A 13,123-nucleotide genomic window follows, 5' to 3' on the forward strand; every position below is an offset into this window, starting at 1 on the left:
CCAAGGATTCGAGTAAGACCATGCCAAAACGTACAGATATCAAAAGCATCCTGATCCTCGGCGCCGGCCCCATCGTCATCGGCCAGGCCTGCGAGTTCGACTACTCGGGCGCCCAGGCCTGCAAGGCCCTGAAGGAAGAAGGTTTCCGCGTCATCCTGGTGAACTCCAACCCGGCCACCATCATGACCGACCCGGCCATGGCCGACGCCACCTACATCGAGCCGATCAAGTGGCAGACCGTTGCCAAGATCATCGAGAAGGAACGTCCTGACGCCCTCCTGCCCACCATGGGCGGCCAGACCGCGCTGAACTGCGCCCTGGACCTGGAGCGCCATGGCGTCCTGGAGAAGTTCGGCGTCGAGATGATCGGTGCCAACGCCGACACCATCGACAAGGCCGAGGACCGTTCGCGCTTCGACAAGGCCATGAAGGACATCGGCCTGGCCTGCCCGCGCTCCGGCATCGCCCACAGCATGGAAGAGGCCTATGGCGTCCTCGAGATGGTCGGTTTCCCTTGCATCATCCGTCCGTCCTTCACCATGGGCGGCACCGGTGGCGGCATCGCCTACAACCGTGAAGAGTTCGAAGAGATCTGCGCCCGTGGCCTGGACCTGTCCCCGACCAACGAGCTGCTGATCGACGAGTCCCTGATCGGCTGGAAGGAATACGAGATGGAGGTTGTCCGCGACAAGAAGGACAACTGCATCATCGTCTGCGCCATCGAGAACTTCGACCCGATGGGCGTGCACACCGGTGACTCCATCACCGTGGCGCCCGCGCAGACCCTGACCGACAAGGAATACCAGATCCTGCGCAACGCCTCCCTGGCGGTGCTGCGCGAGATCGGCGTGGAGACCGGCGGTTCCAACGTGCAGTTCGGCATCTGCCCGAACACCGGCCGCATGGTCGTGATCGAGATGAACCCGCGCGTATCCCGCTCCTCCGCCCTGGCCTCCAAGGCCACCGGCTTCCCGATCGCCAAGATCGCCGCCAAGCTGGCTGTCGGCTACACGCTGGACGAACTGCAGAACGACATCACCGGCGGTCGTACCCCGGCGTCCTTCGAGCCGGCCATCGATTACGTGGTGACCAAGGTTCCGCGCTTTGCCTTCGAGAAGTTCCCCAAGGCTGACGCCCGCCTGACCACCCAGATGAAGTCCGTGGGCGAAGTGATGGCCATCGGTCGCACCTTCCAGGAGTCCGTGCAGAAGGCCCTGCGTGGTCTGGAAGTCGGCGTTGCCGGCTTCGATCCCAAGCTGGACCTGGCCGACCCCGAGGCCGAGAGTATCCTCAAGCGCGAGCTGACCGTGCCGGGAGCCGAGCGTATCTGGTACGTGGCCGACGCATTCCGCGCCGGCAAGACGGTCGACGAAGTGTTCGACCTCACTCGCATTGACGAGTGGTTCCTGATCCAGATCGAAGACTTGGTGAAGGAAGAGCAGCAGGTGCAGACCCTGGGCCTGTCCGGGATCGACTACGAGCTGATGCGCCGCCTCAAGCGCAAGGGCTTCTCCGATGCGCGCCTCGCCAAGCTGCTGGGTGTCACCGAGAAGAACCTGCGGGCCCATCGCCACAAGCTGAAAGTGCTACCGGTTTACAAGCGCGTCGACACCTGTGCTGCCGAATTCGCCACCGACACCGCCTACATGTACTCGACCTACGAGGAAGAGTGCGAGGCGAACCCGTCCGGTCGCGACAAGATCATGATCCTGGGTGGCGGCCCCAACCGCATCGGCCAAGGCATCGAGTTCGACTACTGCTGCGTGCACGCCGCGTTGGCGATGCGCGAAGACGGCTACGAGACCATCATGGTCAACTGCAACCCGGAGACCGTCTCCACCGACTACGACACCTCGGATCGCCTGTATTTCGAGCCGGTGACCCTGGAAGACGTACTGGAGATCGTCCGCGTCGAGCAGCCCAAGGGCGTCATCGTGCAGTACGGCGGCCAAACCCCGCTGAAGCTGTGCCGCGCCCTCGAAGAGGCCGGCGTACCGATCATCGGCACCAGCCCGGATGCCATCGACCGTGCCGAAGACCGCGAGCGCTTCCAGCAGATGGTCCAGCGTCTCAACCTGCGCCAACCGGCCAACGCCACGGCCCGTAGCGAAGACGAAGCCCTGGCCCTGTCCAAGGGCATCGGCTACCCGATGGTGGTGCGTCCGTCCTACGTGCTGGGCGGCCGCGCGATGGAAATCGTCTACCAGGAAGAAGAGCTCAAGCGCTACATGCGTGAGGCCGTGAAGGTCTCCAACGACAGCCCGGTGCTGCTGGATCGCTTCCTCAACTGCGCCATCGAGGTGGACGTGGATGCGGTGTGCGACGGCGAAACCGTCGTGATCGGCGCGATCATGCAGCATATCGAGCAGGCTGGCGTGCACTCCGGTGACTCCGCGTGCTCGCTGCCGCCGTACTCGCTGCCGAAGCACATCCAGGACGAGATCCGCGAGCAGGTCAAGAAGATGGCCTTGGAGTTGGGCGTCGTCGGCCTGATGAACGTGCAGATGGCCGTGCAGGGCGAGGACATCTACGTGATCGAGGTGAACCCGCGCGCGTCCCGTACCGTGCCGTTCGTCTCCAAGTGCATCGGCGAGTCCCTGGCCAAGGTGGCCGCACGCGTCATGGCAGGCAAGAGCCTGGCTGAGGTCGGCTTCACCCAGGAGATCATTCCGCCGTTCTTCAGCGTCAAGGAGGCGGTGTTCCCCTTCGCCAAGTTCCCGGGCGTCGACCCGATCCTCGGCCCGGAAATGAAGTCCACTGGCGAGGTCATGGGCGTGGGTGATACCTTCGGCGAGGCCTTTGCCAAGGCCCAGCTCGGTGCCAGCGAGATCCTCCCGAACTCCGGTACTGCCTTCATCAGCGTGCGCGAAGACGACAAGGCCGAGGCCGTTCAAGTCGCTCGTGACCTGGTGGCGCTGGGCTTCGAGGTCGTGGCGACTGCCGGTACCGCGCGTGTCATCGAGGCCGCCGGCCTGCCGGTACGCCGGGTGAACAAGGTGACCGAAGGTCGTCCCCATGTGGTCGACATGATCAAGAACGACGAGGTCACCCTGATCATCAATACCACCGAGGGGCGTCAGTCCATTGCCGACTCCTACTCGATCCGTCGTAACGCCCTGCAGCACAAGATCTACTGCACCACCACCATCGCGGCGGGGCAGGCGGTCTGTGAGGCGCTCAAGTTCGGTCCCGAGAAGACCGTGCGCCGCTTGCAGGATCTCCATGCAGGAATCAACGCATGACCAAGTTTCCGATGACCATCCAGGGCGCTCAGGCCCTGGAAGACGAACTCAAGGCGCTCAAGATCGAGCGCCCGAAGATCAGCCAGGCCATTGCCGAGGCGCGTGAGCTGGGCGATCTCAAGGAGAACGCCGAGTACCATGCTGCTCGTGAGCAGCAGGGCCTGGCCGAGGCGCGCATCCGCGACATCGAGGCCAAGCTGTCCAACGCCCACATCATCGACATCACCACCATCCCCCACAGTGGCAAGGTGATCTTCGGTGCGACCGTGGACATCGCCAACGTCGAGACCGACGAAACCGTGACCTACCAGATCGTGGGTGACGACGAGGCCGACATCAAGCGTGGCAAGCTCTCGGTCAGCTCCCCCATCGCGCGAGCGCTGGTGGGCAAGGTCGAGGGTGATGTGGTGGTGGTGAAGACGCCCAGCGGTCTGGTCGAGTACGAGATCGTCGAGGTTCGCCATATCTGATCGACGCTCGTCCCGTGCAGCGGTAGCCGGGTGGCAGCTAGCCCAGACATTCTGGGTCGGCGGCCTCTGGCTGCTGCACTTCGTGGTTCTGCCAGCCTTGGAGCGAGTGGGATTCGCGCCATTGTTGGTGGAAGAGCTGTCTCGCAGCCTGTCCCCGCTGTTGGTGGGGTTTGCGGCGTTCTGTGGCGTGCTTCAGTTGGGGCTGCTGGCCTGGCTAGAGGGCGCGCGCAGCGTGTTGCGGGATTCGCGAGGGCAGCTGCTGTTGGTCATCCTGCTGGCGGCAACGATCTTTCTGGTCGTCAGCTTCTGGAAAACCGAGTTCGCTCGCCTGTTGGCATTCAGCTACATGGTGTTGACGCTGTGTGGTGCGTTGCTGGTCGTGCAGCCCGTGCCGGGCGGTGATCGCCGCAGGGCGCGCTAAGTGGCGCCCCGTCGGCTTCAAGGCATCAAAGGCCGCTGAAGCGGCTGATGTTGGAGAGGTTGCGGTTGGGCTTGGGATTGCGGCGGTAGATCAGCGCCATCTTGCCGATGACCTGAACCAGTTCGCACTTGCCGGCTTCGCAAAGCTCGTCAATCAGCGCGCGCCGATCCTCGCGTTCGGTGATGCGGAACTGCACCTTGATCAGTTCGTGATCGTTGAGCGCACGATCCAGTTCGGCCAGGACCCCTTCGGTCAGGCCGTTCTCGGCCACGATCAATACCGGTTTCAGGTGGTGGCCGATAGATTTGTATTGCTTCTTGTGCTCCTGAGAGAGCGCCATAATCAGACCCCTGCGAAAAAAGGCTGCTAGTTTACCCGAGTGACTTCGGGGCGCACAGCCGAACACGAGGTATCCCGTGGCCCGTTCCAAGACTAGCCATCGTTGGCTGAAAGAACATTTCGATGACCCCTACGTCAAGATGGCGCAGAAGGATGGTTATCGTTCGCGTGCCAGCTACAAGCTGCTGGAGATTCAGGAGAAGGACCGCATTCTTCGACCCGGCATGACCGTGGTCGACCTCGGGGCTGCGCCGGGCGGCTGGTCCCAGGTCACCAGTCGGGTGATTGGTGATCGAGGGCGGCTCATCGCGTCGGACATCCTTGAAATGGACAGCATTCCGGACGTCACCTTCATTCAGGGGGACTTCACCGACGATGTGGTCTTTGCCCGGATCCTCGAGGCGATCGGCGAGCACCCGGTCGACCTTGTGATTTCCGACATGGCCCCCAATATGAGTGGTGTCAGGGCGGCCGATCAGCCGCGTGCCATGTACCTGTGCGAGCTGGCGCTCGATCTTGCGGCGCGAGTCCTGACGCCGGGTGGTGATTTCCTGATCAAGATATTCCAGGGTGAGGGATTCGACCTCTACCACAAGCAGGTCAAGGAAATGTTCGACAAGGTGCTGATGCGCAAACCGCTTTCGTCGCGTGATCGCTCACGCGAGCAATACCTGCTCGCGCGCGGCTTTCGCGGGGAATAGACTGCGACAGATAGGTGGTTCGCGGGTCTCATGGAGTGGGACCGCCGTCACGGCGAGCGCCAGGCATCATAAAGGGTTACAGACGGCGCCTGCCGGCCGGCAGGGGTTGTGGTGTAAGTTAGGCCGGTTGATAACCAGCCGTCATGCGGGGCACGTTCCGTGACGGAGCCTGCTCCAGAGGGTAGCTAATTGAACGACATGGCAAAGAACCTGATCCTGTGGCTGATCATCGCCGCCGTACTGGTCACGGTGATGAACAACTTCTCCAGCCCCAGCGAACCGCAGACGCTGAACTATTCCGACTTCATCCAGCAGGTGAAGGACGGCAAGGTCGAGCGCGTCACCGTCGATGGCTATGTCATCACCGGTAAGCGCAATGACGGCGATACCTTCAAGACCATCCGGCCTGCCATCCAGGACAACGGCCTGATCGGCGACCTGGTCAACAACAACGTGGTCATCGAGGGGCGCCAGCCCGAGCAGCAGAGCATCTGGACCCAGTTGCTCGTTGCCAGCTTCCCCATCCTGGTGATCATCGCGGTCTTCATGTTCTTCATGCGTCAGATGCAGGGCGGTGGCGGTGGCCGTGGTGGCCCGATGAGCTTTGGCAAGAGCAAGGCTCGCCTGCTGTCCGAGGACCAGGTGAAGACCACCTTGGCCGACGTCGCGGGTTGCGACGAAGCCAAGGAAGAAGTCGGCGAGCTTGTCGAGTTCCTGCGTGACCCGGGCAAGTTCCAGCGCCTGGGCGGTCGCATTCCCCGTGGCGTGCTGATGGTCGGCCCGCCCGGTACCGGCAAGACCCTGCTCGCCAAGGCGATTGCGGGCGAAGCCAAGGTTCCGTTCTTCACCATTTCCGGTTCTGATTTCGTCGAGATGTTCGTTGGCGTGGGTGCCTCACGTGTACGCGACATGTTCGACCAGGCCAAGAAACACGCTCCCTGCATCATCTTCATCGACGAGATCGACGCCGTCGGTCGCCATCGCGGCGCTGGCCTGGGTGGCGGTCACGACGAGCGCGAGCAGACCCTCAACCAGTTGCTGGTGGAGATGGACGGTTTCGAAATGAACGACGGCATCATCGTGATCGCCGCCACCAACCGCCCGGATGTGCTCGATCCGGCGCTGCTCCGTCCGGGCCGCTTCGATCGCCAGGTGGTTGTAGGCCTGCCGGACATCCGTGGGCGCGAGCAGATCCTCAAGGTGCACATGCGCAAGGTACCGGTTGGCGACGACGTGGATCCTGCTGTCATCGCCCGTGGCACGCCCGGTTTCTCGGGGGCCGACCTGGCGAACCTGGTCAACGAGGCTTCGCTGTTCGCTGCCCGTGTGAACAAGCGCATCGTCGAGATGCGTGAGTTCGAACTGGCCAAGGACAAGATCATGATGGGCGCCGAGCGCAAGACCATGGTCATGTCCGAGAAGGAGAAGCTCAATACCGCCTACCACGAGGCCGGTCACGCGATCGTGGGTCGCATCGTTCCGGAGCATGATCCGGTCTACAAGGTTTCGATCATTCCGCGTGGCCGCGCGCTGGGTGTCACCATGTTCCTTCCGGAGGAGGATCGCTACAGCCTGTCCAAGCGCGCGCTGATCAGCCAGGTCTGCTCGCTGTTCGGCGGCCGGATCGCCGAGGAAATGACCCTGGGCTTCGATGGTGTGACCACTGGCGCATCCAACGACATCATGCGTGCGACCCAGATCGCGCGGAACATGGTGACCAAGTGGGGCTTGTCCGAGAAGCTCGGTCCGCTGATGTATGCGGAAGAAGAGGGCGAGGTCTTCCTGGGGCGCAGTGCTGGCAGCCAGCACTCGAATGTATCGGCGCAGACCGCGCAGCTCATCGATCAGGAAGTGCGTAGCATCATCGATCACTGCTATGCCACCGCCAAGCAGATCCTGGTGGATCACCGCGACAAGCTCGACATGATGGCCGAGGCCTTGATGAAATTCGAAACCATCGACGCCGACCAGATCGACGACATCATGGCGGGGCGCCAGCCGCGCGAGCCGAAGGATTGGCAAGGTGGCTCGGGTACCTCCGGCAAGTCCGCTCCGCGTGAGGAGTCGCCTCGCCCGGAGAATCCGATCGGTGGGCCCGCTGGCGAACACTAAGGATTCTTGATGAGTTCCATGCAGTACCCGACCCGGTTGCCTTGCGGCAACCGGGTTCTTGATTTGGGGCGCCCGCATGTCATGGGCATCCTTAACGTAACTCCCGACTCCTTTTCCGATGGCGGTCGCTTCAGTCAGTGCGATGCCGCGCTGCGTCATGCCAGCGCCATGGTGGCGTCCGGAGCGACGCTCATCGATGTCGGCGGGGAGTCGACTCGGCCTGGCGCTCGCCCGGTCTCGCCTACCGAGGAGCTGGAGCGTGTCGCGCCAGTGGTCGAGGCGATTGCGCGCGAGCTGGATGTCATCATTTCCCTGGATACGTCCACCCCTGCTGTGATGCGGGAAGGCGCCAGGTTGGGCGCGGGCCTCATCAACGATGTGCGAGCCTTGCGCCGGGATGGAGCGCTGGATGCTGCCGCGGACAGTGGACTTCCCGTGTGCCTGATGCACATGCGTGGAGAGCCCGGCAACATGCAGGATGCGCCTGCCTACGACGATGTCGTCCGGGAGGTCGGTGAGTTCCTGCAGGAGCGCATGAGAGCCTGCAGCGAAGCCGGTATTCCTGAAGAGCGAATCGTGCTCGATCCCGGGTTCGGCTTTGCCAAGAGTCTCCAGCACAATCTCGTGCTGTTTCGTCATCTGGCTGAGCTGGGGCGTCTCGGTCGCCCCCTGTTGGTCGGTGTGTCGCGGAAAAGCATGATCGGTCAGGTGCTGGGGCGTGATGTCGACCAGCGCCTGTACGGCAGTCTTGGGCTGGCAGCCCTGGCCGTCTCAAAGGGCGCGTGCATCCTGCGGGTGCACGATGTGGCCGAGACGGTTGATGTCATCAGAATGATCGCCGCAGTCGAAGCGGCGGAGTAGGAATCGCGGAGCAGTAGATGAGCAGAAAGTACTTTGGCACCGACGGCATTCGTGGGCACGTTGGGCAATTCCCGATCACTCCGGACTTCATGCTCAAGCTCGGCTGGGCGGCGGGCATGGCGTTCCGCAAGCAGGGTAAGTGCCGAATCCTCATCGGCAAGGACACGCGGATCTCCGGCTACATGTTCGAGTCCGCCCTGGAGGCTGGTCTCTCTGCCGCCGGTGCCGACGTGATGCTGCTGGGTCCCATGCCCACGCCTGCGATTGCCTACCTGACGCGCACCTTTCTGGCGGATGCGGGCATCGTGATCAGCGCATCCCACAACCCCCACAGCGACAACGGCATCAAGTTCTTCTCCGGCCAGGGTGTGAAGCTCTCCGATGAAGTCGAATTGATGATCGAGGAGCTGCTCGACCAGCCGATGCAGGTGGTGGAGTCGGCCAACCTCGGCAAGGTTTCCCGGATCAACGACGCGGCGGGGCGCTACATCGAGTTCTGCAAGAGCACGGTGCCGATGAGCACGGACCTGGGCGGCATGAAGATCGTCGTCGACTGTGCCCATGGTGCGACCTACAAGGTGGCGCCGAGTGTGTTTCGTGAGTTGGGAGGCAACGTTTCGGTGCTTGCGGCGCAGCCCAACGGCCTGAACATCAACGACAAATGCGGCTCCACCCATATGCAGGCCTTGCAGGCCGAGGTCGTGGCCCAGCATGCGGACATCGGTATTGCCTTCGATGGCGACGGCGACCGCGTGCTGATGGTCGACCACACGGGCGCCATCGTGGACGGGGATGAGCTGCTGTACATCATTGCCCGCGACCTCCAGGAGCGGGGCAAGCTCAGCAATGATGGCGTCGTGGGTACACTCATGACCAATCTTGGTCTGGAGCTGGCGCTTGCCGAGATGGGGATTCCCTTTACTCGTGCCAAGGTCGGCGATCGCTATGTGATTGCCGAGATGCATGAGCGTGGCTGGACCCTGGGCGGGGAAAATTCCGGACACATCCTTTGCAGCTACTTCACCACCACCGGCGATGCCTTGATTGCGGCGCTGCAGGTGCTGCTGGCCCTGCAGCGCCGTGGCCAGTCGCTGGCGGAGGCTCGCCAGGGCATGCGCAAGTGCCCGCAGGTTCTTCTCAATGTCCGCTACAGCGGGGAAGGCCTGGATCCTGTCGAGCACCCGGCCGTTAAGGACGCTTGTGCTAGGGTCACCGAACGCATGGCGGGGCGCGGGCGAGTACTGTTGCGCAAGTCCGGGACCGAGCCGCTGGTGCGTGTGATGGTGGAAGGGGACGACGAAAAGCAGGTCCGCACTTACGCCGAGGAGCTCGTGAAGGTTGTTTCCGAGGTATGTGCTTGATTTCGCTTGCTAGTTGGAAAAACCTCGGATAACATCTGCGCCCACTTTGATCGACGAGGTACGGCATGCGTCGCCCTTTGGTAGCTGGTAACTGGAAAATGCACGGTACCCGCGCCAGTGTCGCAGAGCTGATCAAAGGTCTTCATCAGCAGGTTGTACCGGCTGATGTCGATGTGGTGGTTATCCCGCCTTCCCTGTACATCGCCCAGGTTGCTCAAGTGATCGATGGTGGCTCTATCTCCATCGGTGCTCAGGATTGCGCAATAGAGCCCATGCAGGCTGCCCTTACCGGGGAGATTGCTGCGGTTCAACTGGCGGATGCAGGTTGCAAGTGGGTCCTCGTTGGTCACTCCGAGCGTCGTTTGATTCTTGGTGAGCGTAATGATGTTGTGAGTCGCAAGTTTGCTGCTGCTCAGGCGTGCGGTCTGGTTCCGATTCTCTGTGTCGGCGAGACCCGCGAGCAGCGTGAGGCAGGCGAAACCCTGCGTGTGGTTGGTGAGCAGATTGGTAGCGTCATTGAGGAGCTGGGTGTTGGTGCCTTCTCTTCTGCGGTAATTGCGTATGAGCCTGTCTGGGCCATCGGTACCGGGTTGACTGCTTCTCCTGTTCAGGCGCAAGAAGTTCATGCTGCGATCCGTTCGCAATTGTCGGTCGAGAGTGTCGAGATAGCGGCGGGTGTGAGAATTCTGTACGGCGGCAGTGTGAAGGCTGCCAGTGCGGCTGAGTTGTTCGGGATGCCGGATATTGATGGGGGGCTTGTGGGTGGAGCTTCCCTGAATGCAGATGAGTTCGGTGCGATTTGTCGTGCCGCAGGAAGCTGACGAGATGCTTGAAACTGTCGTTATCGTGGTGCACCTGCTCGTCGCCATCGGCGTTGTGGTTCTGGTGTTGCTGCAACATGGTAAAGGCGCGGATGCAGGCGCTTCGTTTGGTGCAGGTGCTTCGGGTACTGTTTTTGGAAGCCAAGGTTCTGCTACCTTTCTGAGTCGCTTTACTGGTATACTCGCCGCGGTTTTTTTCATTACCAGTCTGGGTTTAGCGTTCTTTGCTAAGCAAAAGGCTGAAGCTCTGAGTCACGTTGGTCTGCCGGATCCGGCCGCCATCGAGGTTCAGCAGCAAAAGCCGGCATCTGATGATGTGCCGGTGCTCGAAGAGCAGAAGCCCGCAGGATCTGCAGGTGACGTTCCGCAAGCTCCAGAGCAGAAGTAAGGCAAGTTTTGCCGAGGTGGTGGAATTGGTAGACACGCTACCTTGAGGTGGTAGTGGCCATAGGCTGTAGGGGTTCGAGTCCCCTCCTCGGTACCATGCAAGACAAGGAAGCCCGCAGTAGCGGGCTTTCTTGCTGGAGGAGTGTCAGGTTGACCGGGCGTCTGTCTGGTCGTATACTCCGGGCCCAGCTTTGACGCGGGGTGGAGCAGTCTGGTAGCTCGTCGGGCTCATAACCCGAAGGTCGTTGGTTCAAATCCAGCCCCCGCAACCAGTTCAAGCAGAGCCCCTTTTAAGGGGCTTTTTGCTAGCTGGATCACTTTGCCATCGGTTCCGGATGGCTTTCATGATGGGCGTTATGCCCATTTTTTATTTCTACGGCATGCGAGGGCAAACAGGTGTCGAGCAAGCTAGAACAGTTGCAGGCCTTGCTGGCCCCGGTGGTCGAGGCGCTCGGCTATCAGTGCTGGGGTATCGAGTTCCTGTCCCAGGGGCGCCATTCGCTCCTGCGCGTCTACATCGATCATGAGAACGGCATCCTCATCGACGACTGCGAAAAGGTCAGTCGTCAGATCAGTGGCGTTCTTGATGTGGAAGATCCCATCTCCAGCGAATACACCCTTGAGGTGTCCTCGCCCGGCATGGATCGTCCCTTGTTCAGACTCGAGCAGTTCGCGGCCCATGCCGGAGAGCTCGTGAAAATCAAGTTGCGTTCTCCCTACGAGGGCCGGCGCAACTTCCACGGTCTCCTCCGCGGGGTGGAGGAACAGGATGTGGTGGTTCTCGTCGAGGATCACGAGTACCTGTTGCCGATCGACCTGATCGACAAGGCCAACATCATTCCCCGTTTTGACTGAGACGCGGATCCCGCGGGTCCAATGGATTGCGAAAGGCGAGGCGTACGATGAGCAAAGAAGTACTGCTGGTTGTAGAGTCGGTATCCAACGAGAAAGGGGTGCCGGCAGGTGTGATTTTCGAAGCGCTGGAGCTGGCACTGGCCACCGCTACCAAGAAGCGCTTCGAGGACGAGGTTGACCTGCGTGTGTCCATCAACCGGCACACCGGTAGCTATGACACTTTCCGCCGCTGGGCGGTGGTGGACGACGAGAACTTCGAGGATCCGGCCATCCAGCTGACCCTCGACCAGGCCCAGGCCCGTGACGAGAATGCCAAGATCGGCGACGTCATCGAAGAGAAGATCGAATCCATCGAGTTCGGCCGCATTGCTGCCCAGACCGCCAAGCAGGTCATCGTGCAGAAGGTGCGCGAAGCCGAGCGTGCACAGGTGGTCGAGGCCTATCGCGAGAAGCTGGGCGACATCATTTCCGGTACGGTCAAGAAGGTCACCCGTGACAACGTGATCGTCGACCTGGGCAACAACGCCGAGGCGTTGCTGGCCCGTGAGGACATCATCCCCCGTGAGACCTTCCGCGTCGGCGCCCGTGTTCGGGCCCTGCTGAAGGAAATCCGCACCGAGAACCGTGGTCCGCAACTGATCCTCTCGCGCACCGCGCCGCAGATGCTGATCGAGCTGTTCCGCATTGAAGTACCGGAAATCGCCGAAGAGCTGATCGAAGTGATGGCCGCCTCCCGTGACCCGGGTTCGCGCGCTAAGATCGCCGTTCGCTCCAAGGACAAGCGTATCGACCCGCAGGGCGCCTGCATCGGCATGCGTGGCTCCCGCGTCCAGGCTGTTTCTGGCGAGCTGGGCGGTGAGCGTGTCGATATCGTCCTGTGGGACGACAACCCCGCTCAGTTCGTCATCAACGCCATGGCTCCGGCCGAAGTGGCGGCGATCATCGTCGACGAAGATGCCCATGCCATGGACATCGCCGTTGCCGAGGACAACCTCGCCCAGGCCATCGGCCGTGGCGGCCAGAACGTTCGCCTGGCCAGCCAGCTGACCGGCTGGACCCTGAACGTGATGACCGAGGCGGACATCCAGGCCAAGCAGCAGGCCGAGACCGGCGACATCATGCAGTCCTTCGTCGATGAACTCGGCGTGGATGAAGAGCTGGCTCAGGTGCTGGTGGAGGAAGGTTTCACCAGCCTAGAAGAGATCGCCTACGTGCCCATGGAAGAGATGCTGAGCATCGATGGGTTCGACGAGGACATCGTCAACGAGCTGCGCGCCCGCGCCAAGGATCGCCTGCTGACCAAGGCGATCGCGACCGAAGAGAAGCTGGCCGATGCCCAGCCCGCCGAGGATCTGCTGGAACTCGAGGGCATGGACAAGGAGCTGGCGGTCGAACTGGCGGTGCGTGGCGTAATCAATCGCGAAGACCTGGCCGAGCAGTCGATCGACGACCTGCTCGACATCGACGGCATGGACGAAGAGCGTGCCGGCAAGCTGATCATGGCCGCCCGAGCCCATTGGTTCGAATAAGCAGTGCGGCCTGAGGAGAGAAGT

At 61.8% G+C, this 13,123-nt stretch carries 12 protein-coding genes and 2 tRNA genes; 13 read left to right on the forward strand and 1 reads right to left on the reverse strand.

Annotation, left to right across the window (positions count from 1 at the left end; translation table 11 throughout):
- The first annotated feature begins 20 nt into the window (after window positions 1–20).
- The 3 genes from carB (at window position 21) to RTK35_RS05830 (ending at window position 4,133) form a co-directional block, all read left to right on the forward strand.
- Complete coding sequence (gene carB, locus RTK35_RS05820) at window positions 21–3,242, forward strand: carbamoyl-phosphate synthase large subunit (protein ID WP_172434699.1); 3,222 nt, start codon at window positions 21–23, stop codon at window positions 3,240–3,242.
- Window positions 3,239–3,712: a transcription elongation factor GreA gene (gene greA / locus RTK35_RS05825; protein WP_172434698.1), complete on the forward strand. Its 474-nt coding sequence runs from the start codon at window positions 3,239–3,241 to the stop codon at window positions 3,710–3,712. Before carB ends, greA begins: the two co-directional genes overlap by 4 nt.
- 121 nt (window positions 3,713–3,833) lie before the next feature.
- A complete protein-coding gene (locus RTK35_RS05830) occupies window positions 3,834–4,133 on the forward strand; it encodes a DUF4149 domain-containing protein (RefSeq protein WP_316907598.1) in 300 nt (99 codons plus the stop codon).
- Between the two features lie 25 nt (window positions 4,134–4,158).
- On the opposite strand, the gene yhbY is transcribed toward RTK35_RS05830, so the two are convergent.
- Window positions 4,159–4,473, reverse strand: a complete 315-nt coding sequence (gene yhbY / locus RTK35_RS05835; protein WP_044413714.1) for a ribosome assembly RNA-binding protein YhbY — start codon at window positions 4,471–4,473, stop codon at window positions 4,159–4,161.
- 76 nt (window positions 4,474–4,549) lie between these two features.
- Between yhbY and rlmE the strand changes: the two genes are divergently transcribed.
- The 10 genes from rlmE to nusA all read left to right on the forward strand — a co-directional run bounded on the left by rlmE (window position 4,550) and on the right by nusA (window position 13,099).
- Window positions 4,550–5,173: a 23S rRNA (uridine(2552)-2'-O)-methyltransferase RlmE gene (gene rlmE / locus RTK35_RS05840; protein WP_069561639.1), complete on the forward strand. Its 624-nt coding sequence runs from the start codon at window positions 4,550–4,552 to the stop codon at window positions 5,171–5,173.
- A 198-nt stretch (window positions 5,174–5,371) separates the two neighbouring features.
- Entirely contained in the window at window positions 5,372–7,285 is a 1,914-nt protein-coding gene (gene ftsH, locus RTK35_RS05845) for an ATP-dependent zinc metalloprotease FtsH (RefSeq protein WP_044413721.1), read from the forward strand.
- Window positions 7,286–7,294: 9 nt separating this feature from the next.
- The gene (gene folP / locus RTK35_RS05850; protein WP_316907599.1) at window positions 7,295–8,146 is read left to right on the forward strand and encodes a dihydropteroate synthase; all 852 of its coding nucleotides are present in this window, start codon (window positions 7,295–7,297) and stop codon (window positions 8,144–8,146) included.
- A gap of 17 nt (window positions 8,147–8,163) precedes the next feature.
- Complete coding sequence (glmM, locus tag RTK35_RS05855) at window positions 8,164–9,507, forward strand: phosphoglucosamine mutase (protein ID WP_074970385.1); 1,344 nt, start codon at window positions 8,164–8,166, stop codon at window positions 9,505–9,507.
- A gap of 65 nt (window positions 9,508–9,572) precedes the next feature.
- The gene (gene tpiA, locus RTK35_RS05860; protein WP_316907600.1) at window positions 9,573–10,328 is read left to right on the forward strand and encodes a triose-phosphate isomerase; all 756 of its coding nucleotides are present in this window, start codon (window positions 9,573–9,575) and stop codon (window positions 10,326–10,328) included.
- A gap of 4 nt (window positions 10,329–10,332) precedes the next feature.
- Window positions 10,333–10,716: a preprotein translocase subunit SecG gene (gene secG / locus RTK35_RS05865; RefSeq protein WP_052807672.1), complete on the forward strand. Its 384-nt coding sequence runs from the start codon at window positions 10,333–10,335 to the stop codon at window positions 10,714–10,716.
- Window positions 10,717–10,726: 10 nt separating this feature from the next.
- Window positions 10,727–10,812, forward strand: a tRNA-Leu gene (locus tag RTK35_RS05870).
- A gap of 98 nt (window positions 10,813–10,910) precedes the next feature.
- A tRNA-Met gene (locus tag RTK35_RS05875) sits at window positions 10,911–10,987 on the forward strand.
- Window positions 10,988–11,111: 124 nt separating this feature from the next.
- Window positions 11,112–11,570, forward strand: coding sequence for a ribosome maturation factor RimP (gene rimP, locus RTK35_RS05880; protein ID WP_316907601.1), 459 nt, complete (start codon window positions 11,112–11,114; stop codon window positions 11,568–11,570).
- A gap of 47 nt (window positions 11,571–11,617) precedes the next feature.
- The gene (nusA, locus tag RTK35_RS05885) at window positions 11,618–13,099 is read left to right on the forward strand and encodes a transcription termination factor NusA (RefSeq protein WP_044413740.1); all 1,482 of its coding nucleotides are present in this window, start codon (window positions 11,618–11,620) and stop codon (window positions 13,097–13,099) included.
- Window positions 13,100–13,123 lie beyond the last annotated feature (24 nt).

Origin of the sequence: Pseudomonas sp. zfem003, from assembly GCF_032621675.1 — a bacterium.
Lineage (GTDB): Bacteria > Pseudomonadota > Gammaproteobacteria > Pseudomonadales > Pseudomonadaceae > Metapseudomonas > Metapseudomonas otitidis.

Bases quoted from the DNA above. Each gene is read 5' to 3' on its own strand.
- ftsH (WP_044413721.1), top strand. From the start codon at position 5,372: ATGGCAAAGAACCTGATCCTGTGGCTGATCATCGCCGCCGTACTGGTC.
- yhbY (WP_044413714.1), bottom strand. From the start codon at position 4,473: ATGGCGCTCTCTCAGGAGCACAAGAAGCAATACAAATCTATCGGCCAC.
- folP (WP_316907599.1), top strand. From the start codon at position 7,295: ATGAGTTCCATGCAGTACCCGACCCGGTTGCCTTGCGGCAACCGGGTT.
- carB (WP_172434699.1), top strand. From the start codon at position 21: ATGCCAAAACGTACAGATATCAAAAGCATCCTGATCCTCGGCGCCGGC.
- glmM (WP_074970385.1), top strand. From the start codon at position 8,164: ATGAGCAGAAAGTACTTTGGCACCGACGGCATTCGTGGGCACGTTGGG.
- greA (WP_172434698.1), top strand. From the start codon at position 3,239: ATGACCAAGTTTCCGATGACCATCCAGGGCGCTCAGGCCCTGGAAGAC.
- secG (WP_052807672.1), top strand. From the start codon at position 10,333: ATGCTTGAAACTGTCGTTATCGTGGTGCACCTGCTCGTCGCCATCGGC.
- nusA (WP_044413740.1), top strand. From the start codon at position 11,618: ATGAGCAAAGAAGTACTGCTGGTTGTAGAGTCGGTATCCAACGAGAAA.
- tpiA (WP_316907600.1), top strand. From the start codon at position 9,573: ATGCGTCGCCCTTTGGTAGCTGGTAACTGGAAAATGCACGGTACCCGC.